Origin of the sequence: Sphingopyxis sp. H053, from assembly GCF_001468225.1 — a bacterium.
In the GTDB taxonomy this organism is placed as follows: Bacteria; Pseudomonadota; Alphaproteobacteria; order Sphingomonadales; family Sphingomonadaceae; genus Sphingopyxis.
Genome location: NZ_LNRU01000002.1, coordinates 562,324 through 581,224, shown reverse-complemented (window position 1 = coordinate 581,224; position 18,901 = coordinate 562,324). Strand labels below are relative to the sequence as shown.

Below are 18,901 nucleotides of genomic sequence, written 5' to 3'. Positions count from 1 at the left end.
GCCGCCGAAGGCGGCGTTCTACTGCAGCTCGCTTCGCTCGTACCCACCCCTAACCCCTCCCAAAAAGGGAGGGGGATGACTGGAATCCACCCCGAAGCCGACCGTCAGAAAACCGGCAACTAATGCCAGGGCGACGTCCGCACCGACCAGTAAACTATATAGAGCAGCCCCGCCCACAGCAGCAGGATGAACGCCATTCCGGCGCGGCTCGACGGGCGCTCGCTCGCGGTTTCGGCGGCAGCGTGGAGTTCGGCCCAGAGCGGATCGGGGATCAGGCGGCGCACGACCCACAGGCCGAGCGGGACGATCAGCAAATCGTCGAGCCAGCCCAAAACCGGAATGAAATCGGGGATCAGGTCGATCGGCGACAGCGCATAGGCCGCCACCGCGATCGCGAGCAGGCGCGCGAGCCAGGGCACGCGCGGATCGCGCGCGGCGAGCCAGGCGGCGTGCGCCTCGACCGCGAGGCGGTGGCCGAGATCGCCGATACGTTCGGAAAGGGATTTGCCGGTCATCGCGATCTACACTAGCCTTCCCGCATGGCTATCCAACTGAAAAGCGCACGTGTTGAACGATGGCCGGTCGCGGGCGCGTTCGTGATCAGCCGCGGCGCGAAGACGCATGTCGATGTCGTCGTCGCCGAAATCGAGGGTGAGGGCGCTGTCGGACGCGGCGAAGGGACGCCGGTCTATTATCTGGGCGAGGATGCCGCGGGGTGCCGCGACCAGTTACTGCGCGTCGCGCCCTATATCGCCGAGCTGGGCGCCGTCGAGGCACGCGCCGCGGTGCAGGAGTTGATGGCGCCCGGCGCGGCACGCAACGCGCTCGATTGCGCGCTGTGGGATCTCGAGGCGCGGCAGCGCGGATTGCGTCTCTGGCAGCTTGCCGGCTGCGACGGCGCGCCGACGTCGCGTGTCACCGCCTTCACCATCTCGCTCGGCGCGCCCGGCGCGATGGCGGAGCAGGCGGCGACGGCCGAGGCCGACGGCTATCGTTTGCTGAAATTGAAGCTCACCGGCGAAGGCGACCGCCTGCGCGTCGCCGCGGTGCGCAAAGGTGCGCCCGAGGCGCGGCTGATCGTCGACGCCAACGAAAGCTGGCGCGATATCGACATTTTGAGCGAGGCCGAGGCGCTCGCCGACCTGGGGGTCGAAATGATCGAGCAGCCGGTGCCGGTGGGTGCCGACGCGCTGCTCGACCCGATCTATGCGCCCATTCCCTTCATCGCCGACGAGAGCTGTCAGACCGCGGCCGATGTCGCGCGGATCGGCGCGTTTTACGACGGGGTGAATATCAAGCTCGACAAGGCGGGCGGTCTGACCGAGGCATTGCGCATCGCCGATGCGGCCGATGCGGCGGGACTGTCGATCATGGCCGGGTGCATGTTGTCGACCAGCCTCGCGATTGCGCCGGCGTTCGTGCTGGCACAGCGGGCGCGCTGGGTCGATCTCGACGGTCCTGCCTTGTTGGAGCGCGACCGCGAGGGCGGGTTCGAGTTTCGCGACGGGCGGATCGGGCCGCCGGTGGGCTGAACAAAAACCGTTCGTATCGAGCGTAGTCGAGATGCCCATCGGCTGGGCGTTACCATGATAGGTGTCTCGACTTCGCTCGACACGAACGGGGGAAGGCAGGTTACAGCGCTACCGTGGCGTGCTGGCCAAGCTCGCCTTCCTTCATCGTCATGCCCGTTGCCAGCTTGAACAGGCCCTTGATGCTGGGGTCGGCGGTCCAGATTTCGGCGTTGTCGAGATCGAAGCGCAAGAGGACGAGCTTCGGATCATCCTTGCCGCCTTCGTACCAGGCCGCGATGCTGTTGTTCCAGAGTTTGTCGAGCACTGCGCGGTCGCTTTCGCGAACCAGCGTGCCCGAGATGCAGGCGAACAGCTCGTGGCCCTTGGCGGCGAACTGCGCCATCGCGGGGCCGCCGCCCGACAGGCGGTTGTCGGTCGCGGTGAAGAACCAGAAGGCGCCGTGCGCATCCCTGTCGAGCTGGGCGTTCATCGGGATATGATGTTCGCGCTCGCCGGTCGCGCCGACCATGACATAAGGGCTGTCGGCCAGCGCCTTCCAGAATTGTTTCTTGATGTCTTCGCTCATCGAAAGACTCCTTCATGCCCCCCGATGATCGATCAACGCGGCAGGGCGCCGGTCGTTGCCCCGTTCAGCGCAGCCGCGGCTCCGCATAGCTGACGACCTCATATTCGATGCCGTCGGGATCGAAGAAATAGAAGCGGCGGCCGGGTTCGTAATCGCCGTGGTTGAACGGGGTCAGCCCGACCGCCTTCACGCGCATTTCGATCGTGTCGAGATCGTCGACCTGCACCCCGACATGGTTGAGCGGCGCACCCTTTGGATATTGCGCGTCGGCGTGCTCGCCGTCGGAGCCGGTGTAGAGTGCGATATAAGCGGCGTCGCTGCCGAGGTGGATCGTGCGCCCGCCACCCTGTGCAGGGCCGCGCCAGCGCTCGTGCCAGCCAAAGATCGCCGAGAGGATTCCGGCGGTGCGGTCGGGGTCGCTGACCGTCAGATTCACATGCTCGATGAAGGGATGCGTCACCTTATATTCTCCTGATTCGCGTTGACGCACGGCTTATGAAAGCTCAAGTCAGGTTGAGATCAAGGATAAAAGCAGGAGCGCGGAAGATGCATCGGACCGACCTGATCGCGATCGGCGAACTCGCGGCGCGCACCGGCGTCGCGGTGTCGGCGATCCGCTTTTACGAAGCGAAGGGGCTGATCGAGGCGCTGCGCACCGGCGGCGGCCAGCGGCGCTTCCTGCGCGCCGATATCCGCCGCGTCTCGTTCATCCTGATCGCGCAGCAACTGGGGCTGAGCCTTGAAGAAATCGCCGCCGAGCTGGCGCGGCTCCCCGCGGGACGGACGCCGAACGGCGCCGACTGGACACGGATCAGCACCGGCCTCAGCGCGCGGATCGATGCGCAGATCGCGGCGCTTCAGCGCACGCGCGAACTGCTCGGCAACTGCATCGGCTGCGGGTGCCTCTCGCTCAAGAAATGCGGCCTCTACAATCGCGACGACAAGGCGGCGCAACGCGGGGCGGGGCCGCGCTATGTGCTGGGCGACCGGTCGGGGCAGATTGCCGAGGTCGGCTGACGCCTTGCACCGCGATGCGGACGAATTATTTCAACCGCACGCGCTGAGGAAGGATGTCGCGTCCTTTCCCTTCGTCATCCCGGACTTGATCCGGGATCCCGCTTTTGTGAGGCATCGGCTGGCTTCGATCTCGAGCGGGACCCCGGATCAAGTCCGGGGTGACGATGAATGAAAGATCATCTCCGGATAATCAAACCGCGGAAAGCCGCTCGATCTCGGGCGCACCGGCGAGGCAGGGGCCGAGCTTGGCACCGAGGGTGCGGAAATGGTCCGACGCGCGGTGCGCTTCGACCGCGGCATCGCCGTCATAGCATTCGAGCACCTTGTACACGCCCGCCTCGCTGGTGCGGAACAGCTTGTAATAGCTGTTGCCGGGCTCGTCCGCGTGCACCGCGGCGGCGAGTTCGGCGAACACACCTTCGAACGCCTCTTCCTTGCCGGGCTGCACGCGCAGCGTGGCGATTACACCGATGGCACTCATGGTCTCTCTCCCTTGTGGTTCAGGCTTTGAGGTCGGGGTCGACGGTCCAGCCGTCCTCGACCTGGATGCCGAAGCTGTTCAAAATCATCGAAACCTGCGTGTACTGGCCGACGGTCATGACGAGGTCCATGCGGCCCTTGTCGCCGAGCGGTGCGAGCGCGGCCCAGGTGGCGTCGGTAACAAAGTGATGGCTCGTGAGCTCGTCGGTCGCGCGGAGCATCGCGCGGTCGAGGTCGTTCCAGCCGCTCGCGTCGGGGCCGGTCTTGATGTGCGCGATCTCGTCTTCGGTGAGCCCGCAATCGAGCCCGATGCGCTTGTGCTGCGTCCACTCATAGCCCGAACGGCAGTTGTAGCCGGTGCGCAGGATGACGAGTTCGCGATTCCGGGGCGAAAGCGCGTTGCGCTTCGAGAGGATATAATTACCCCAGCCGAGGAAGGCGGTGAGCGCCTTCGGCGCATGGGCGAGGGTGCGGAAGATGTTGAGGATCTTGCCGCCCCCAACCTTGCCGCCATTGGCAGCAAGGAAGGGTTCGAGCGCGGCGCGCTGGTCGGCATCGAGCCGGTCGAGGTCGACCGGCTCGATACGGGGTGCGCTCAGCCGCAAATCAGAAGACCTCGAACAGGCCCGCTGCGCCCTGGCCGCCGCCGATGCACATGGTGACGACGGCATATTTGACGCCGCGGCGCTTGCCTTCGATCAGCGCGTGGCCGACGCAGCGCGCGCCGGTCATGCCGAACGGGTGGCCGATCGAGATCGAGCCGCCGTTGACGTTGAGCAGTTCGTTCGGAATGCCGAGCTTGTCGCGGCAGTAAAGCACCTGCACCGCAAAGGCTTCGTTGAGTTCCCAGAGGCCGATGTCGTCCATCTTGAGCTCGAAGCGTTCGAGCAGCTTGGGGATCGCGAAGACGGGGCCGATGCCCATTTCGTCGGGCTCGGTGCCCGCGACCGCCATGCCGACATAGCGGCCGAGCGGCTGGAGGCCCTTCTTTTCGGCGACCTTGGCTTCCATCACGACACACGCCGATGCACCGTCGGCGAGCTGGCTGGCGTTACCCGCGGTGATCGAAAAGCCTTCGCCCATCACCGGCTTCAGGCTCGACAGCCCTTCGAGTGTCGTGTCGGGACGGTTGCACTCGTCCTTGTTCGCGACCACGTCCTGGAAGCTGACTTCCTTCGTTTCCTTGTTCACCACCGCCATGGTCGCGTTGCAGGCGACGATCTCGTCGTCATATTTGCCCGCGGCCTGCGCGGCGGCGGTGCGCTGCTGCGACTGGAACGAATATTCGTCCTGCGCTTCGCGGCTGATGTTGTAGCGCTTGGCGACGACCTCGGCGGTGCCGATCATCGGCATATAGGTGTCCTTGTGCATGGCGATCAGCTCGGCGTCGGTCTCGATGAAGACTTTGCCGCTGCCGCTGACCTTCGAGATGCTCTCGATGCCGCCGGCAACCGCGATGTCCTGACGGTCGACGATGATCTGCTTTGCGGCGGTCGCGATCGTCATCAGGCCCGACGAGCACTGACGGTCGATCGACATGCCGGGGACGGTGACGGGCAGGCCGGCGCGCAGCGCGATCAGGCGCGCGACGTTCATCGTCTGCGAACCCTGCTGCATCGCGGCGCCGAAGACGACGTCGTCGATCTCGCCGCCTTCGATACCGGCGCGCTCGACCGCGGCGCGGACGGCATGGGCACCGAGCGTCGGGGCAAGGGTGTTGTTGAACGATCCGCGCGCCGCCTTGGTCAGCGGGGTGCGGGCGGTGGAAACGATGACGGCGTCACGCATGATGTAATTCCTCTTCGAAGAGTTTGGCAGAATCTTTGCCGGGGAGGTCTATGCTCAAACGAAAAACTGGCTGATCCATTCGGCGATCAGGGCGGGCTTTTCCTCGCCCTCGATCTCGACGGTGACTTCGTTGGTCTGCTGCCACTGGCCGGGGCGCTTCTCCTCGAGCTCGAGCAGCTTCACATGGCTGCGCACGCGCTTGCCCGAGCGGACGGGCGAGAGGAAGCGGACTTTGTTGCAGCCATAATTGACCCCCATCTTGACGCCGCCTACCTTGGGGCCGTCGGTGCTCGCGCCGAGCAGCGGCATCAGCGACAGGGTGAGGAAGCCGTGCGCGATCGTGCCGCCGAACGGCGTCAGCTTGGCCTTTTCCTCGTCGATATGGATGAACTGATGGTCGCCCGTGGCGTCGGCGAACTTGTTGATCATCTCCTGATCGACGAGCACCCAGTCCGACGTGCCGAGATGCTCACCGACCTTGGTCTGCAGTTCCTGCGGCGTGATGGTGGCCATATGTCATCCCCTGAAATTGCTGGTTCGGGGCGCGTTCTAGGCATCTCTTGCCGCGTTGCACAAGAGCCAAGCCCCGCAGCCGCGGCGCCGTAGCGTCAGCTGGGCTTCGCTGCCTTTGCCGCCGCCGCCTTTGGCTTTGGAGACTCGGAATAGGGCATGATCATGGTCCCGTCGGGCGCCGCGGTAAAGGTCGTCTGCGTGGGATAGGCGAACTCGTAGCCGCTCTTGGCCATCGCGTCGAAGACGCGGATGGCGATATCGGTGCGCGCCGCGGCGACGACATCATAATCGTCGCTGAAGACATCAAAGATCAGTTCGAAATCGAGGCTCGACGGACCGAAGGTCAAAAAGCTCGAGCGGATGAATTCCTGGCCCCCGGCGACCACCTGCTCTTCGAGCAACGGCGGCAGGTCGCGGAGCATAGCGGGGGTCGTCTGATAGATGACACCGATCTTGAAGGTGATCCGGCGGCGGTGGAGATGCGCGAAGTTGGTGATCTCCTTGCTCAGCAAATTGGTGTTCGAGATCACGAGCAATTCGCCGTTCAATGAGCGGAGCCGGGTGCTCTTGAGCCCGATGCGTTCGACCGTCGCGGTGCTCATGTCGTATTTGATCGTCTCGCCGACGCGGAACGGGCGGTCGAAGATGATCGACAGCGAGGCGAAGAGGTCGGAAAATATCCCCTGCGCAGCAAGACCGATCGCGATGCCGCCGATGCCGAGGCCCGCGATGAGGCCGGTGACATTGACCCCCATATTGTCGAGGATGACGATCGCCGCAATCGCGAACAAGGCGATACTGATCAGCAGGCGGATGATCCCCATCGCGTTGCTGAGCGTCTCGTTATTGCCCTCGGCGGCGCGGCGCTGGATCAGTCCGAGCACGATCTCGCGCGCCCAGATCGCGACTTGCAGCACGACCGCGACGGTAAAGACGAACTGGATCATATGCATGATCACCGCGGGCGGCTGGGCGTAGCTCGCGACCATGCGGATCGCGATGATCGCGAGCACGGATGACTTGGTCTTGTGGATCACGCGCCCGGCGATGTGGGTCAGCGAGAGGTCGCCTTCGGCCGACTTCGCATATTTGAGCGCAAAGCGGCGGATCATCGACAGCAGGAAATAGATGGCGAGGCCGACGCCGATCGCGATGCCGATCTGCAGCCAATGGCTGTTCACCCACGCGACGCCCATGTCCCAATTGCGCTGCAGGTCGGCGAGCGGATCGGTCGCGGGCGCCTTTGCGGGCGCAGTTTTCGGGGCGGCGGTGGTCGCGGCGGCGAGGATAGAGAAATTCACGTCGGGTCCTTTGTACGTCGGATCAGGCGGATTGGAGCAGCACCGCGGCCGCGGGCGCCTGCTCCAGATAGGTCAAAAATCCGCGTTCGTAACGCGAAAGATAGCGCGTCGCGCGCGGGAGCTTGCCGATGGCCGATGCGAAGTCTTCGCGCGCCTGCGCCGCGGCGAGCATCGCGGGGTGGACATAGGCTTTGCGCGCGATCGCGGGGGTGTTGCCGAGGCGGCCCGCGACATGTTCGAGCATCGCTTTCAGCGTCGGCGGCTCGGGCGCGTCGTAGAGGAAGGCGAATGCCTCGACGCTCGCCGACCAGGTACGGAAATGCTTGGCGCTGAATTCGTCACCCATCGCTTCGCGGATATAGGCGTTCACATCGTCGGAGCCGACGACGCAGAGGTCGCCCCCATCCTCATATTGAAAGAGATTCTGGCCGGGCAGGTCCTGCAACCGGCGCACCAGCGTGGTGAGGCTGCGGTCGCTGATCGTCACCTCGCGCTTCGCCCCGCCTTTGGCGATATATTTCAGGCGAAGCGTCTTGCCCGACAGCTTGGCGTGGCGTTGGCGCAGCGTCGTCGCGCCGAAGCTCTTGTTCGCCGCGACATATTGCTCGTTCCCGACGCGCAGCGCCGCGAGGTCGAGCAGGCGCACGACCGCGGCGACGACGCGTTCCGAGCAGAGCGTCCGGCGGTTCAGATCGTCTTCGAGGCGCGCGCGGAGAAGCGGCAGCGCGTGGCCGAAGGCGGCGCACCGGTCATATTTGTCGGCCTCGCGCGCCATCCGAAAATCGGGATGATAGCGATATTGCTTGCGCCCGCGCGCGTCATAGCCGGTCGCGAGGATGTGGCCGTTCGCTGCGGGGCAGAACCACGCATCCTCATAGGCGGGCGGCAGCGCGATCGCGTTGAGGCGGTCGATCTCGTCGCGGTCGCGGATGATCTTTCCCTTGGCGTCGCGATAGCGCCAGCCGACCCCCGAGCGCGCGCGGCTGATGCCGGGCAGGCTGTCGTCGACATGGACAAGGCGCGGTGCGGACATGGGTCCATAGCGCCTCGTCGCCGTCGATGGTTCCCCCCGTGATACGGCGTCGGCGGGTCAGGTCTCGCTGCGGCCCGCGGCGAAGATGGTGCGCGGGGCGGCGAGCAGGCGGTCGCCGGCGCGCTGGGCGATCCGCCGCCCCGGCACCTCGAGCGCGATATGGAGAAGATGCGACGCGGCCAGCGTCAACAGGATGAAGGCGAGGATCTTGATCGGATGGACCAGCATGGGATCGTCGACGAAGAAGAGCTTGAAGAGGATCCACAGGAAGAAATGCGACAGATAGACGGCATAGCTGATATCCCCCAGCCATTGCGCGATCCGGCCTGAGAGGAGCGGCCGCGGCGCCGTCGAGGCCTGCAGCGCAAGGATCACGACGGCGGTCATGATCAGCGGCACCGCCGCCGGCTGCGATCCGGCCACTCCGAAAAGCAATGCCGCGGCGCCGACAAGGCCGAGCGCGGTGCCATAGATGATCGCCGTGCCGCGGGGCGCTTCGCGCTGCGCCGTCCACCATTGGCAAAGCAGGATGCCGATGCCGAATTCGACGAGGCAGCGCAGCAGCCCGGTCGCGGGAATATCGTCGCCGATGCTCGCGCGGCCGGTTGCCGCGAACCACCATCCGAGGCCGGCCGCCATCGCGATGATCAACGAAGGAAAGCTCCACGCGCCGCGCGGCAGCCGCGTCAGCCAGCCGCCCGCGATCGCCAGCAGCAGATAGGCGGCCCATTCGGTCGAGATCGACCAGGCTGGATCGTTCCACGTCAGCCCGTTGCCGAACCCCCAATTCTGGACCAGCAGATAATGCGCGGGCAGCGCGGTGAAGCTGTAATGCGCGCCGGGGTCGCGCCCGCTGACGAGCAGCGCCAGCGCGAACAGCAGCATCGCCGACAGGATCGCGAGATGGAGCGGGAAGATGCGGGCGAACCGGCGGACGATGAAGCGCGGCGCGGCGCGGATCCCCTGATCGCGGAACTCGGCGCCATAGGTCCACCACAGAACGAACCCCGACAGCACGAAGAACAGGTCGACCGCGAGATAACCCTCGGCCAGCACCGCAATCACCCGCTCGGGCAGGAAGCCCCCCATCGCGCCGCGGATATGGTAGAGCAGCACCATCAGCGCCGCGAACCCGCGCAGCCCGGTGAGCGTCGGCAGCATCTGCCGCGGGATGGCAGCGCCGCTCACGCAGCCACCATCGAGCGCGGCGTCAGCGGCCGCCAGCCCGCTTCTCTCTCGCGGCGGCGGCAATAGGTCGTCAGCCCGATCTCGAGCGCCAGCATCATGTAGATGAAGGGCTGGAACGCGATGGCGACGAACAGCGACCCGACCAGATAGACGATGTGGCCGTGCTGCAGCGCGGTCGCCAGGGGCGCGATCCATTGCTCTTCGCCGCGCCGCGTTTTCAGGTAGCGCCGCCGGATCCGTTCCATCTGCACCAGCCCCGCAAAATGCAGGAGCAGCCACATGGCGGTTCCGGGGTAACCCTGCTCGCCCAGCATCTCGAAATAGCTTGAGTGATAGGCGCGCGATTCTTCCTCATAAACGCTCGCCGTCTCTTCCGGGCTGCTCGCTTCCTTTTCGACGCGGACGCGATTTTGAAGAAAGGCGTTGAAGCCGCCGCCCATGGGATTGTCCTTCGCATAGTCCCAGGTCCACGCCCACACCGCGACGCGCGTCGAGGCCGACTGGTCGGACTTATAGCCGCGGATCGTTTCCATCCGGTCGGTATAGCTTTGCGGCAGGAAGGGGATGGCGGCGGCCGCGAGCAGCCCGGCGCCCGCGATGTAGAGAAGGCGGTGCTTGACGGCGCGCAGCGACAGCAGCGCGAGCACGAACAGGCAGATCAGCCCGGTGCGCGCCTGGGTGCCGACGGGCAGCAAGGCACAGGCGAAGACCAGCGCGAAGCAGAAGGCCGACACCATCCAGTCGGGCGGAAAGATCGTCCCGTGGCGGCGATACCAGAGGATCAGCGGGATGATCGATATGGCGACGCACGACATCGTGCTGCCCTCGTAAAGCCCGTAATTTTCGCTCAGCAGCAAGCGAAGCGTGCCATAACCCCCACCGCCCGCGGCAGTCTTGATGCCGCCCGCGATCGCGATCGCCGCCGCCGAAAGCAGCAGCATCAGCGCCAGCGCCTCGATCCGCAGCTTGGTGCGCAGCGTCAGCGGAAGGAAGATCGCCCAGATCAGCGCCTTCCACACCCAGCTCCACTTGTCCGCCGCCTCGACGGGGAAATCGGCATAGATGGTCGTCATCCAGCAATAGACGAGCAGCATCACGAGCAAGGTCTGCCGCCCCGACCAGCGTGTGTCCTTCTTGTCATCGGCCACGAGCCAGCCGGCAATCGCGAGCCCGAAAACGATCAGCGAAACCGGGATCGAGTTGATCAGGAAATAACTCAGGCGCTGCGGCGCGACGATGTCGATGTAGCAAAAGCACAGGACGAACAGGAACGGCTTGCGAAAGCCGATCCCGATGAAGGCAAAGAGGAAAGCGACGAACGCGAGGTCACGCATCGGGGCGGGCATCCGCTTCGGCGCGTTCGGCATCGCGGCGTTGCTGCCACAGCAGGCGCGGGCTGACCTCGCGATCGAGATCGTCGCGATGGAGCAGGCGCCAGAGCGCAATCGCCATCAGGACGTGCGTCAAGCCAAGGGAAAAATTGTCGACCATATCAGGGGTCAGGACCCATGTACGACGCGGTCGAGGCGTCGAAATGGCGAAGATATCGGCTTCGCGTGGCCGCCGCTGATGGTGGTTCCATCTGCAAGGACGCGCGGAGACGAGATCGAAGCCATTTCGACGTCCCTTCGGGATTTGACCGATTTTGTCCATGGCTGCGTCAGCGAGCCTTGGAATATACCCATATGCCTACGTCTCGCTTCCTTGCCCTGAACAAAATCGCTTCAAACCTCGATCGCATCGTACATGGGCCCTGACCCCAAGCGTTGCCTAGGCTATTGGGGTTGACGCCGCGTTAAGCCTTGTATGTCAAAGCCCTGCACGATGACCCGAATTTTACACGTCCTCGATCATAGCCTGCCCGCGCACAGCGGCTACACCTTTCGCACGCGCGCGCTGATGAAGGCGCAGGTGGCGAAGGGCTGGGAAGTTGCGGGCGTGACCGGCGTGCGGCATCCCGAGCCGGGGCCGGATGGCGAGACCGTCGACGGGCTGACCTTCTATCGCACCCCGCCGATCGCGCCGGCGCGCGCGCCGATCCGCGAATGGCGCGAGATCGGGGCGCTGGCGAAGCGCGTCGCGGCGCTGGCGAGCGAATGGAAACCCGATGTGCTGCATGCGCATTCGCCGGTACTCGACGGGCTCGCGGCGCTGCGCGTCGGCAAGAAACTCGGCATCCCGGTGATCTATGAAATCCGCGCTTTCTGGGAGGATGCGTCGGTCGGCAACGGGACAGGGCGCGAGGGCAGTTTGCGTTACTGGCTGACCCGGCAGCTCGAAACGCATGCGGTGAAATCGGCCGATGCGGTCGCGGTGATCTGTGAAGGATTGCGCGGCGATTTGATCGCGCGCGGGATCGATGCCGACAAAATCACCGTGTCGCCCAATGGCGTCGACCTCGAACTGTTCGGCGATCCGGCGCCGCGCGACGACGCGCTTGCCGACACGCTCGGGCTTGCCGCCGACGATGCGGTGATCGGCTATATCGGCAGCTTTTACGATTATGAGGGGATCGACGACCTGATCGCGGCGATGCCCGCGCTGGTCGCGGCGCAACCGAATGCGCGGCTGCTGCTCGTCGGCGGCGGGCCGATGGAGGCGGCGCTGAAGGCGCAGGCCGCGGCATCGCCCGCTGCCGCGCACATCCATTTCGTCGGCCGCGTGCCGCATCAGGAGGTCGAGCGCTATTATTCGCTGATCGATATCCTCGCCTATCCGCGCAAGAAGATGCGGCTGACCGATCTCGTCACGCCGCTGAAACCGCTCGAGGCGATGGCACAGGGTAAGCTCGTCGCGGCGTCCGATGTCGGCGGGCATCGCGAGCTGATCGAGGATGGCGCCACGGGCACCTTGTTCGCGCCCGACGACCCCGCCGCGATTGCGGATGCGCTCGCCAAGCTGCTGCAAAATCGGGAAATGTGGCCCGCGCGACGGCGGACAGCACGTATTTTTGTGGAAAGCCATCGTAACTGGTCATCAAACATTTTACGTTACGAGCCGGTTTACCAGCGATTGCTGCGCGGCGCCTGAGCGCCGCGATACCTGAGTGAAGACAAATGGCCCGACGGGCCGATGGATTTGAAACGATATGGAAGAGACCAGCGAGAATCGGGCCAAAGCGACAGCGACCGCGCTGCTGCGCGCGCTCCAGCCCGCGATTCCGGCGGTGATCGGCGCCGCGGCGCTGACCTTCCTGTTCGCCGCGGTCATGCCCTTTTCGTGGGTCGCGGGGATCAGCTGGAATCTCTATCTCGACCGGCTCTCCGACCTTTTCGTGCAGCCGATCGGCAATGGCGGGCGGCTCGCGCTCGCCTTCGGCATGTCGGCGTTCGCCGCCTTGATCGCGGGCCTCGTCGCGCTGCTGATCGCAAAGCCCGAAGCGGCGGGGCTGTCCTCGCTGCGCGACCGTTTCCGCCGTACGTCGCATGAGGTGGAGAGTGACGATAGCGAAGAGATTCTGACGCGCCGCCGCCGCGTCGACCTGCACCCCGACGATCCGCCGCGCCCGCCGATCCGCGCGGGCCGCGATCTGCCGGCGGGCGGTCTGGACGGCAGCGCTATCGCCGAACCGGTTGCGCCCGGCCTGTGGTTGGGTGAAGCCGAGGCCGACGACGCGGGCGAACTTGTGCTTGCCGACCTCGCTCCCGAAGAAGAATTCGACGGCGACGCGCCCTGGCTGCAACCCGCCGAAATGACTTCGCCGCCGCCGATGCCCGATCCCGCCGACAAATCGCTCGGTGCGATGGTCGCGCGCTTCGAAGCGGGGCTGACGCGCCGTCAGCGGGCTGCCCCGGCTTCGACTGCTGCGATTCCGGTGCCCGACGATGCCGCGGCCGAAGGCGAAGCCGAAGTCGACTTCGCGCTCGAAGCCGCGCTCAGCACCTTGCAGCGGATGACGCGCCAGTCAGTCGGCTAATCTTCGACCGTCAATATTTCGATCCGCAGCGTCTGCGGCTCGGCCCCGCATTCCACCACGACATCGGCGACGATATGTCCGGGGAGCGTCCATTCGGTCGCATTCAGCCGGTCGTGCAGCGCGCGGCGAACCGGCTCGCTATCGCCCGCCGCGAGCACACAGGGAAACAGGTGGCGCGCGCCGACGAAACTCGCGCTCGCCCAGGGACGAAAAGTCGATGCGCCTGGCGCCAGCCCATGCGGCAATTCGCGGACGAGCAGATGGCGAAGCCGCCGATGCGGGCAACCGGGACGCGGCGGCAAGGCGGGCGACCAGCGCATCATGCCTGTGCTCCCTGCTCGATGCGGCGGAAGGCGCGGGTTCGCCGGTCGCCCTGCGGCGCGACCTGGCCCGCGCGTCGGTCGGCGCGCCATTTGTTCATGAAATGTTCCACGCGGCATATCATGTCGATCCCCGGCTCGCGCCCCCCGCGCAAATCGGCGACGAGGCGAGGGTCGTGCGCGGCGGCGCGGCCGAAGACGCTCGGCGGCATCGCCGATTCCTTCAGAAAGGCCTCGATCCGTTGCAGCAGGCTGCGCTCCATATTTTCCTCCCTGATCGCGCTGAAACCGGGCGACTCACCCGATAGGATATTTCCTATTTGGTGCTCATTTTCCTACTTGTCTAGGAAAAATCCGTTTGCTAGAGACGAAATAGGAAGGACCAGCCCCCAGCGACCTATGGCCGATTTCGATCAGGATCCGCGCGCGGCGCTCGACCGCCTCCTGGCTGAAAGGGGGATCGACTATGCGCGCATATCGCAGGTGATCGGGCGCAACCCCGCCTATATCCAGCAATATATCAAGCGCGGTTCGCCGCGGCGGCTCGCCGAACAGGACCGCGCGCGCATCGCCGCCTATCTCGGCGTGTCCGAAGCGATGCTGGGCGGGCCGGTGCAGCGCGTCGCGACCCCGGCGCGGGGGCGCGGGCCCGGAATGATATTGGTGCCGAAACTCGCGATCGGCGCCTCGGCGGGTGCCGGCGCCAGCGTCGATGGCGAAGCCGTCGAGGGCGAGGTCGCGTTCGACCCCAAATGGCTGCGCGACTTGGGCGCCGATCCGCGCGCGCTCAGCATCATTCGCGTCGAGGGCGATTCGATGGCGCCGACGCTCGACGATGGCGACGATATTTTGGTCGATGGCGGCGACGCCGCGGCGCGGCTGCGCGACGGCATCTACGTGCTGCGCATGGACGATGTGCTGATGGTGAAGCGCGTCGCGCGCGCGCCGGGGCAGGGGCGGATTTCGGTAATCAGCGACAATCCGCATTATCGCAGCTGGGATGATCTGCCGATGGCGTCGGTGCAATTGGTCGGGCGCGTTGTGTGGACGGGCCGGCGGGTGCGGTAGCTTTCTGTCCTCCCTGTCGCGCAGCGATGGGGAGGGGGAACGCTCGCGTAGCGAGTGGTGGAGGGGCAAGCGTCATAGCCCCTCCGTCAGCGCTTCGCGCTGCCACCTCCCCATGCCTGCGGCACAAGGAGGATTTTAACGCGGCGCCGCCATCAATGCTTCGATTTCATGCTCCAGCACTTCGGCGCGCTGGCATTGGTCGGCCTTGCCGTCGCGGCATTTCTCGGCCGCCTTGTCGCGCTGGCGCGACAGCTTGCCCATCTGTTCCTCGCGCTTGCGCATTTCACGGCCGCGGTTGCGATCCGATTCGTCCTGGCTGGTCGTCGACCAGTCGGCGACCTGGCCGACGGCTTTGACCGGCGCGGTGACGACCGTCTTGACCGCGCTGAAACAGCCGGCGAGCAGGGGAGCGGCCATGACCGCCAGAATTAAAACGCGCATTTTCTTCTCCTCGCCGATGACGCCCCATCGCATAACCGCCGCGATCTGAACAGGATATTGCGACGGATCGGCCCGGCGCGCGGCCGGCGTGTCACATCACTGAAATAAATGGTTAAATTACTGTTTACCAACAGCCTCTAGGTCGAAACGCGAACAAGGGCCGCAGACTGAAGAGAGAGTGATGAACGCCATGGGATATGCCTTTACGCCATCGCCGGGCCACGCGTCCGCGATCGGCGCCGACGCGCATATGTCTGAGGTCATCGATCTGTTCCGCGGCAATCCGCAGCTCCGCGCGCTTGCTGTGGTCGATGGCGAAGAGCGGCCGGTGGGCATCATTCGCGAACAGCGGGTGCGCGAATTGCTCTTTTGCCCCTTCTGGTTTTCGCTGATGCAGAATCCGACGATCGGCGGCTCGATCGCCTCGATGATCGAAGCATGTCCGACCGCCGATGTGACGCGATCGACGACCGATTTGCTGCGCATCGTGGCGCAGTCGCCGGGGCAGCAGGAACTGATCCTCGTCCGCGCGGGACGCTTCGTCGAAACGCTCGACAGCGGCCAGCTCGCCAAGCTGGCGATGCTGCGCGAGGTCGAACTGGCAGAGGAACGGGCGGCGCGCACGACGCACATCGACGATGCCGGGCGGCGGTTCCAGCAGGACATCACCGCGCTGACCGCGACGCTGTCCGACATGGCGCGCAAGGTCGAAGCGGTCGCCGGCACGCTGTCCGAACGTGCTCAGCAAACAGGGCGCGACGCGGTCACCGTCGCGGGCGCGACCGCGCAGACGCTGGCCGGGCTGCAGGACCTCGGCGATCGCGGTCATGCGCTTGCGGCGACGATGGCGAAGATCGTCGACGACGGATCGCGCGCGCGCACGGTTCGCGGCGACGCGCATCGCAAGATCAAGCAGGCCAGCGATCGGTCGATCGCATTGAAGGCGGCGAGCCAGTCGATCGAACAGATGCTCGCATTGATCATCGACATGGCGAGCCGCACCAATATGCTCGCGCTCAATGCAGGGATCGAGGCGGCGCGCGCCGGTGATGCCGGCCGCGGCTTTGCCGTGGTCGCGTCGGAGGTGAAGACGCTGGCCAGCCAGACGCGCGTCGCAGCGGGCGACATCACCCAATATGTCGACCGGATCCGCGATATCGTCGAACAGGTCGCGGCGGGATTTGAAGAGGTCGAGAAGGCGATCGACGCCAACAACGGCTTTTCCGACGCGATCGACCGCGCGGTCGATGGACAGAGCGCGACGACGCTGACGATCGCGAGCTATGTCGAACAGGCGGTCTTTGCGGGCCGCGAAATCGACGCGCGCGTCCGCGAGATCGGACATGGCGCGACCGCCGTCGGCGATGGCGCGCAGGCGCTGGGCAAATTGTCCGCCGGGCTGACCGAGGCGGCGCTGTCGCTGCACCAGCGCGCGCGCCACTTTGTCGAAGCGGTCGCGGCCGCCTGATTCGTCTTGGCCGGACAAGGGCTTGCCCGTTCGCGCAGCGCTGATAGGATGCCGCTCGCGCCGGGGGCGTCTGAGGCCATCGGCGGGGAGGAGGGTCATCATGACGAATATCCAAAAAGGTCTGGCCGAATTTATCGGCACGTTCTGGCTTGTCTTCGGCGGCTGCGGTAGCGCGGTTCTGGCCGCGGCATTCCCCGACGTCGGGATCGGACTGCTCGGCGTCTCGCTTGCTTTCGGTCTGACGGTTGTCACCATGGCCTATGCGATCGGCCATATTTCGGGCTGTCACCTCAACCCCGCAGTCACCGTGGGGCTGTGGGCGGGCGGGCGTTTCGACGCGCGCGACATTCCGCTCTATGTCGTCGCGCAGGTGCTCGGCGCGATCGTCGCGGCGTTCCTGCTCTTTTACGTCGCCAGCGGTAATCCGGCCTATGATCTCGCCACGAACGGCCTTGCGGCCAACGGCTTCGATGCGGGTTCGCCGGGGCATTATGACATCTGGTCAGGCTTCATCATCGAGATCGTGCTCACCGCCTTCTTCCTGTGGATCATCATGGGAGCGACCGACGGCCGCGCGCCCGCGGGTTTCGCGCCGATCGCGATCGGCCTTGCGTTGACGCTGATCCACCTGATTTCGATCCCGGTGACCAACACCTCGGTCAACCCGGCGCGCAGCACCGGGCCGGCGCTGGTCGTCGGCGGCATCGCGCTGCAGCAATTGTGGCTGTTCTGGATCGCGCCGTTGATCGGCGGGGCGATTGGCGGCCTGCTCTACAAGACGCTCGGGGCCGACAGCTTCCCGAAACCGAATATCGAAGGCGAATAAGCGCCAGGCCGGCGGGGGCTGCTGCCTCCGCCGCTCCTATTTAAGCAGGTCGATCGCAAAGGCGCGAACTTCGTCCGCGATGTCGGGCCGTTCGAGCGCGACCGCCAGATTGGCTTGGATATATCCGGCTTTCGATCCGCAGTCGTAGCGCGCACCGTCGAAGGTGACGGCGTGGAAGGGCTGGTTGCCGATCATCGTCGCCATCGCGTCGGTGAGCTGGATTTCGCCGCCGGCGCCCTTTTCCTGTCCTTCGAGCACGCGCATCACTTCGGGTTGCAGGATATAGCGGCCCGAAATGATCAGATTCGACGGCGCGTCGGCGACCGGCGGTTTTTCGACCAGGCCCTTCACTTCGGTCAGCGCCCCGTCGCGCGCGCCGGGCGCGATAACGCCATAGGCGGACACCTGTTCGTGCGGCACCTCGAGCACCGAGATCAGATTGCCGCCGACCTTTTGATACGCATCGACCATCTGCTTCATGCAGCCGGGCGATCCGTGCATGAATTCGTCGGGGAGGAAGATCGCGAAGGGTTCGTCGCCGACGATATCGCGCGCGCACCAGATCGCATGGCCCAAGCCCAGCGGTTCCTGTTGCCGGACATAGGCGCAGGCGCCGGGGCCGAGCCGCGTCGGTTCGAGCACCGACAGATCCTTGCCGCGCTCGGACATCGTCTTTTCGAGTTCGAACGCGACGTCGAAATGATCCTCGATCGCGCTTTTGCCGCGGCCGGTGACGAAGATCATCTGCTCGATCCCCGCCTCGCGCGCTTCGTCGACCGCATATTGGATCAGCGGCCGGTCGACGACGGGCAGCATCTCCTTGGGGATCGCCTTGGTCGCTGGGAGGAAGCGGGTGCCGAGGCCGGCGACGGGGAAGACGGCTTTGCGGATCGGTTTCATGAGCGAGGGCTTAGCCGCGAACTTTGGTCAAGAAAAGAGTCCGGGACAGCGCCGACGGCCGCGTCACTGCGGCGTGACGATCACGACCACGCGCCGGTTGTCCTGCCGCCCCTCCGCTGTCGTGTTGCTCGACAACGGCAGGGTCTCGCCGCGGCCGACGATCTGGTCCGCGGTGAACCGCATGCCGCCCGCCTGCATCGGCGCCGCGACGGCCTCTGCGCGCGCCTGCGACAACGTCAGATTATAGGCCGGGGCGCCGGTCGAATCGGTATGACCTTCGACCCGCGCGGTCGCGATGCCCACCGAAACGAGCTTGGCGGCAATATCGCTGATCCGCTGTTGCTGGTCGGGCGACACGCTGCTTTCGTTCGACGCGAAAAGCAGCCGTTCGGGCATGCTCAGCATCCACCCGGGACCGTCCTCCACAAAGCCTTGGGACTGGAGAACGGCGATTTGTCCGGGGGTGAAGCCGGTGGTCGGCGGCACGCTTTGGCACGCCGCGAGCAAGGCCGCGAAGCCCATGAGGAAAAGGGTTCGGATCGATC

General features: G+C 65.5%; 24 protein-coding genes. 7 read left to right on the top strand and 17 right to left on the bottom strand.

From position 1 onward, the window contains the following. Positions 1-119 precede the first annotated feature (119 nt). Entirely contained in the window at positions 120-515 is a 396-nt protein-coding gene (locus ATE70_RS05885) for a YkvA family protein (protein ID WP_082639994.1), read from the bottom strand. A 24-nt stretch (positions 516-539) separates the two neighbouring features. On the opposite strand from ATE70_RS05885, the gene ATE70_RS05880 reads away from it, so the two are divergent. Next, complete coding sequence (locus ATE70_RS05880; protein ID WP_058536958.1) at positions 540-1,532, top strand: dipeptide epimerase; 993 nt, start codon at positions 540-542, stop codon at positions 1,530-1,532. Positions 1,533-1,632: 100 nt separating this feature from the next. Here the strand turns inward: ATE70_RS05880 and ATE70_RS05875 are convergent, their stop codons facing one another. Beyond that, the gene (locus ATE70_RS05875; RefSeq protein ID WP_058536957.1) at positions 1,633-2,097 is read right to left on the bottom strand and encodes a pyridoxamine 5'-phosphate oxidase family protein; all 465 of its coding nucleotides are present in this window, start codon (positions 2,095-2,097) and stop codon (positions 1,633-1,635) included. Positions 2,098-2,161: 64 nt separating this feature from the next. Further along, on the bottom strand, positions 2,162-2,557 hold the full coding sequence (locus ATE70_RS05870; RefSeq protein WP_058536956.1) for a VOC family protein: 396 nt from the start codon (positions 2,555-2,557) through the stop codon (positions 2,162-2,164). A gap of 86 nt (positions 2,558-2,643) precedes the next feature. Here ATE70_RS05870 and soxR point away from each other — a divergent pair, with 86 nt between their 5' ends. Then, on the top strand, positions 2,644-3,114 hold the full coding sequence (gene soxR, locus ATE70_RS05865; protein ID WP_058536955.1) for a redox-sensitive transcriptional activator SoxR: 471 nt from the start codon (positions 2,644-2,646) through the stop codon (positions 3,112-3,114). A gap of 190 nt (positions 3,115-3,304) precedes the next feature. Here soxR and ATE70_RS05860 read toward each other — a convergent pair whose 3' ends face one another. The 9 genes from ATE70_RS05860 to ATE70_RS25605 all read right to left on the bottom strand — a co-directional run bounded on the left by ATE70_RS05860 (position 3,305) and on the right by ATE70_RS25605 (position 10,869). Next, positions 3,305-3,595, bottom strand: coding sequence for a putative quinol monooxygenase (locus tag ATE70_RS05860; RefSeq protein ID WP_058536954.1), 291 nt, complete (start codon positions 3,593-3,595; stop codon positions 3,305-3,307). Positions 3,596-3,614: 19 nt separating this feature from the next. Continuing rightward, on the bottom strand, positions 3,615-4,199 hold the full coding sequence (locus ATE70_RS05855) for a carboxymuconolactone decarboxylase family protein (protein WP_058536953.1): 585 nt from the start codon (positions 4,197-4,199) through the stop codon (positions 3,615-3,617). 1 nt (position 4,200) lies between these two features. After that, positions 4,201-5,382, bottom strand: coding sequence for an acetyl-CoA C-acyltransferase (locus tag ATE70_RS05850; protein ID WP_058536952.1), 1,182 nt, complete (start codon positions 5,380-5,382; stop codon positions 4,201-4,203). Positions 5,383-5,436: 54 nt separating this feature from the next. Continuing rightward, positions 5,437-5,895, bottom strand: a complete 459-nt coding sequence (locus ATE70_RS05845; RefSeq protein WP_058536951.1) for a MaoC family dehydratase — start codon at positions 5,893-5,895, stop codon at positions 5,437-5,439. 95 nt (positions 5,896-5,990) lie between these two features. Next, the gene (locus tag ATE70_RS05840; protein WP_058537043.1) at positions 5,991-7,091 is read right to left on the bottom strand and encodes a mechanosensitive ion channel family protein; all 1,101 of its coding nucleotides are present in this window, start codon (positions 7,089-7,091) and stop codon (positions 5,991-5,993) included. Between the two features lie 127 nt (positions 7,092-7,218). After that, the gene (locus tag ATE70_RS05835; protein WP_058536950.1) at positions 7,219-8,229 is read right to left on the bottom strand and encodes a DNA topoisomerase IB; all 1,011 of its coding nucleotides are present in this window, start codon (positions 8,227-8,229) and stop codon (positions 7,219-7,221) included. A gap of 57 nt (positions 8,230-8,286) precedes the next feature. Then, positions 8,287-9,417 carry an acyltransferase family protein gene (locus ATE70_RS05830; RefSeq protein WP_058801050.1) on the bottom strand — a complete coding sequence of 377 codons (1,131 nt, stop codon included), beginning with the start codon at positions 9,415-9,417 and terminating at the stop codon, positions 8,287-8,289. Further along, positions 9,414-10,751, bottom strand: a complete 1,338-nt coding sequence (locus ATE70_RS05825) for a putative O-glycosylation ligase, exosortase A system-associated (protein WP_058537042.1) — start codon at positions 10,749-10,751, stop codon at positions 9,414-9,416. The genes ATE70_RS05830 and ATE70_RS05825 overlap by 4 nt, the downstream gene beginning before the upstream one ends. After that, positions 10,744-10,869 carry a hypothetical protein gene (locus tag ATE70_RS25605; RefSeq protein ID WP_269433266.1) on the bottom strand — a complete coding sequence of 42 codons (126 nt, stop codon included), beginning with the start codon at positions 10,867-10,869 and terminating at the stop codon, positions 10,744-10,746. Before ATE70_RS25605 ends, ATE70_RS05825 begins: the two co-directional genes overlap by 8 nt. 372 nt (positions 10,870-11,241) lie before the next feature. Here ATE70_RS25605 and ATE70_RS05820 point away from each other — a divergent pair, with 372 nt between their 5' ends. Beyond that, positions 11,242-12,447 carry a TIGR04063 family PEP-CTERM/XrtA system glycosyltransferase gene (locus tag ATE70_RS05820; protein WP_058537041.1) on the top strand — a complete coding sequence of 402 codons (1,206 nt, stop codon included), beginning with the start codon at positions 11,242-11,244 and terminating at the stop codon, positions 12,445-12,447. Positions 12,448-12,505: 58 nt separating this feature from the next. Then, positions 12,506-13,333, top strand: coding sequence for a hypothetical protein (locus ATE70_RS05815; protein WP_058536948.1), 828 nt, complete (start codon positions 12,506-12,508; stop codon positions 13,331-13,333). Here the strand turns inward: ATE70_RS05815 and ATE70_RS05810 are convergent. Both ATE70_RS05810 and ATE70_RS05805 read right to left on the bottom strand, forming a co-directional pair. Beyond that, on the bottom strand, positions 13,330-13,656 hold the full coding sequence (locus tag ATE70_RS05810) for a hypothetical protein (RefSeq protein ID WP_231732791.1): 327 nt from the start codon (positions 13,654-13,656) through the stop codon (positions 13,330-13,332). The two genes, ATE70_RS05815 and ATE70_RS05810, sit on opposite strands and share 4 nt — an antisense overlap. Next, positions 13,653-13,916, bottom strand: coding sequence for a hypothetical protein (locus ATE70_RS05805; protein ID WP_156419749.1), 264 nt, complete (start codon positions 13,914-13,916; stop codon positions 13,653-13,655). The genes ATE70_RS05810 and ATE70_RS05805 overlap by 4 nt, the downstream gene beginning before the upstream one ends. Positions 13,917-14,052: 136 nt before the next feature. Between ATE70_RS05805 and ATE70_RS05800 the strand changes: the two genes are divergently transcribed. Then, the gene (locus ATE70_RS05800; protein WP_058536947.1) at positions 14,053-14,721 is read left to right on the top strand and encodes a S24 family peptidase; all 669 of its coding nucleotides are present in this window, start codon (positions 14,053-14,055) and stop codon (positions 14,719-14,721) included. 135 nt (positions 14,722-14,856) lie between these two features. On the opposite strand, the gene ATE70_RS05795 is transcribed toward ATE70_RS05800, so the two are convergent. Further along, complete coding sequence (locus tag ATE70_RS05795) at positions 14,857-15,162, bottom strand: hypothetical protein (protein WP_058537039.1); 306 nt, start codon at positions 15,160-15,162, stop codon at positions 14,857-14,859. A 181-nt stretch (positions 15,163-15,343) separates the two neighbouring features. Here ATE70_RS05795 and ATE70_RS05790 point away from each other — a divergent pair, with 181 nt between their 5' ends. Then, complete coding sequence (locus tag ATE70_RS05790) at positions 15,344-16,630, top strand: methyl-accepting chemotaxis protein (RefSeq protein WP_231732790.1); 1,287 nt, start codon at positions 15,344-15,346, stop codon at positions 16,628-16,630. Positions 16,631-16,730: 100 nt separating this feature from the next. Then, complete coding sequence (gene aqpZ / locus ATE70_RS05785) at positions 16,731-17,456, top strand: aquaporin Z (protein ID WP_058536946.1); 726 nt, start codon at positions 16,731-16,733, stop codon at positions 17,454-17,456. A 36-nt stretch (positions 17,457-17,492) separates the two neighbouring features. On the opposite strand, the gene galU is transcribed toward aqpZ, so the two are convergent. Both galU and ATE70_RS05775 read right to left on the bottom strand, forming a co-directional pair. After that, positions 17,493-18,356 carry a UTP--glucose-1-phosphate uridylyltransferase GalU gene (gene galU / locus ATE70_RS05780; RefSeq protein WP_058536945.1) on the bottom strand — a complete coding sequence of 288 codons (864 nt, stop codon included), beginning with the start codon at positions 18,354-18,356 and terminating at the stop codon, positions 17,493-17,495. 63 nt (positions 18,357-18,419) lie between these two features. Beyond that, positions 18,420-18,878 carry an OmpA family protein gene (locus ATE70_RS05775; protein ID WP_231732905.1) on the bottom strand — a complete coding sequence of 153 codons (459 nt, stop codon included), beginning with the start codon at positions 18,876-18,878 and terminating at the stop codon, positions 18,420-18,422. Between the last annotated feature and the right edge of the window lie 23 nt (positions 18,879-18,901).

Coding starts and splice junctions, on each gene's coding strand:
- galU (WP_058536945.1), bottom strand. CDS start 18,356: ATGAAACCGATCCGCAAAGCCGTCTTCCCCGTCGCCGGCCTCGGCACC.
- ATE70_RS05840 (WP_058537043.1), bottom strand. CDS start 7,091: ATGGGCGTCGCGTGGGTGAACAGCCATTGGCTGCAGATCGGCATCGCG.
- aqpZ (WP_058536946.1), top strand. CDS start 16,731: ATGACGAATATCCAAAAAGGTCTGGCCGAATTTATCGGCACGTTCTGG.
- ATE70_RS05885 (WP_082639994.1), bottom strand. CDS start 515: ATGACCGGCAAATCCCTTTCCGAACGTATCGGCGATCTCGGCCACCGC.
- ATE70_RS05795 (WP_058537039.1), bottom strand. CDS start 15,162: ATGCGCGTTTTAATTCTGGCGGTCATGGCCGCTCCCCTGCTCGCCGGC.
- ATE70_RS05800 (WP_058536947.1), top strand. CDS start 14,053: ATGGCCGATTTCGATCAGGATCCGCGCGCGGCGCTCGACCGCCTCCTG.
- ATE70_RS05790 (WP_231732790.1), top strand. CDS start 15,344: ATGAACGCCATGGGATATGCCTTTACGCCATCGCCGGGCCACGCGTCC.
- ATE70_RS05835 (WP_058536950.1), bottom strand. CDS start 8,229: ATGTCCGCACCGCGCCTTGTCCATGTCGACGACAGCCTGCCCGGCATC.
- ATE70_RS05875 (WP_058536957.1), bottom strand. CDS start 2,097: ATGAGCGAAGACATCAAGAAACAATTCTGGAAGGCGCTGGCCGACAGC.
- ATE70_RS05810 (WP_231732791.1), bottom strand. CDS start 13,656: ATGATGCGCTGGTCGCCCGCCTTGCCGCCGCGTCCCGGTTGCCCGCAT.
- ATE70_RS25605 (WP_269433266.1), bottom strand. CDS start 10,869: ATGGCGATTGCGCTCTGGCGCCTGCTCCATCGCGACGATCTCGATCGC.
- soxR (WP_058536955.1), top strand. CDS start 2,644: ATGCATCGGACCGACCTGATCGCGATCGGCGAACTCGCGGCGCGCACC.
- ATE70_RS05850 (WP_058536952.1), bottom strand. CDS start 5,382: ATGCGTGACGCCGTCATCGTTTCCACCGCCCGCACCCCGCTGACCAAG.
- ATE70_RS05860 (WP_058536954.1), bottom strand. CDS start 3,595: ATGAGTGCCATCGGTGTAATCGCCACGCTGCGCGTGCAGCCCGGCAAG.
- ATE70_RS05845 (WP_058536951.1), bottom strand. CDS start 5,895: ATGGCCACCATCACGCCGCAGGAACTGCAGACCAAGGTCGGTGAGCAT.
- ATE70_RS05825 (WP_058537042.1), bottom strand. CDS start 10,751: ATGCGTGACCTCGCGTTCGTCGCTTTCCTCTTTGCCTTCATCGGGATC.
- ATE70_RS05805 (WP_156419749.1), bottom strand. CDS start 13,916: ATGGAGCGCAGCCTGCTGCAACGGATCGAGGCCTTTCTGAAGGAATCG.
- ATE70_RS05820 (WP_058537041.1), top strand. CDS start 11,242: ATGACCCGAATTTTACACGTCCTCGATCATAGCCTGCCCGCGCACAGC.
- ATE70_RS05880 (WP_058536958.1), top strand. CDS start 540: ATGGCTATCCAACTGAAAAGCGCACGTGTTGAACGATGGCCGGTCGCG.
- ATE70_RS05775 (WP_231732905.1), bottom strand. CDS start 18,878: ATGGGCTTCGCGGCCTTGCTCGCGGCGTGCCAAAGCGTGCCGCCGACC.
- ATE70_RS05815 (WP_058536948.1), top strand. CDS start 12,506: ATGGAAGAGACCAGCGAGAATCGGGCCAAAGCGACAGCGACCGCGCTG.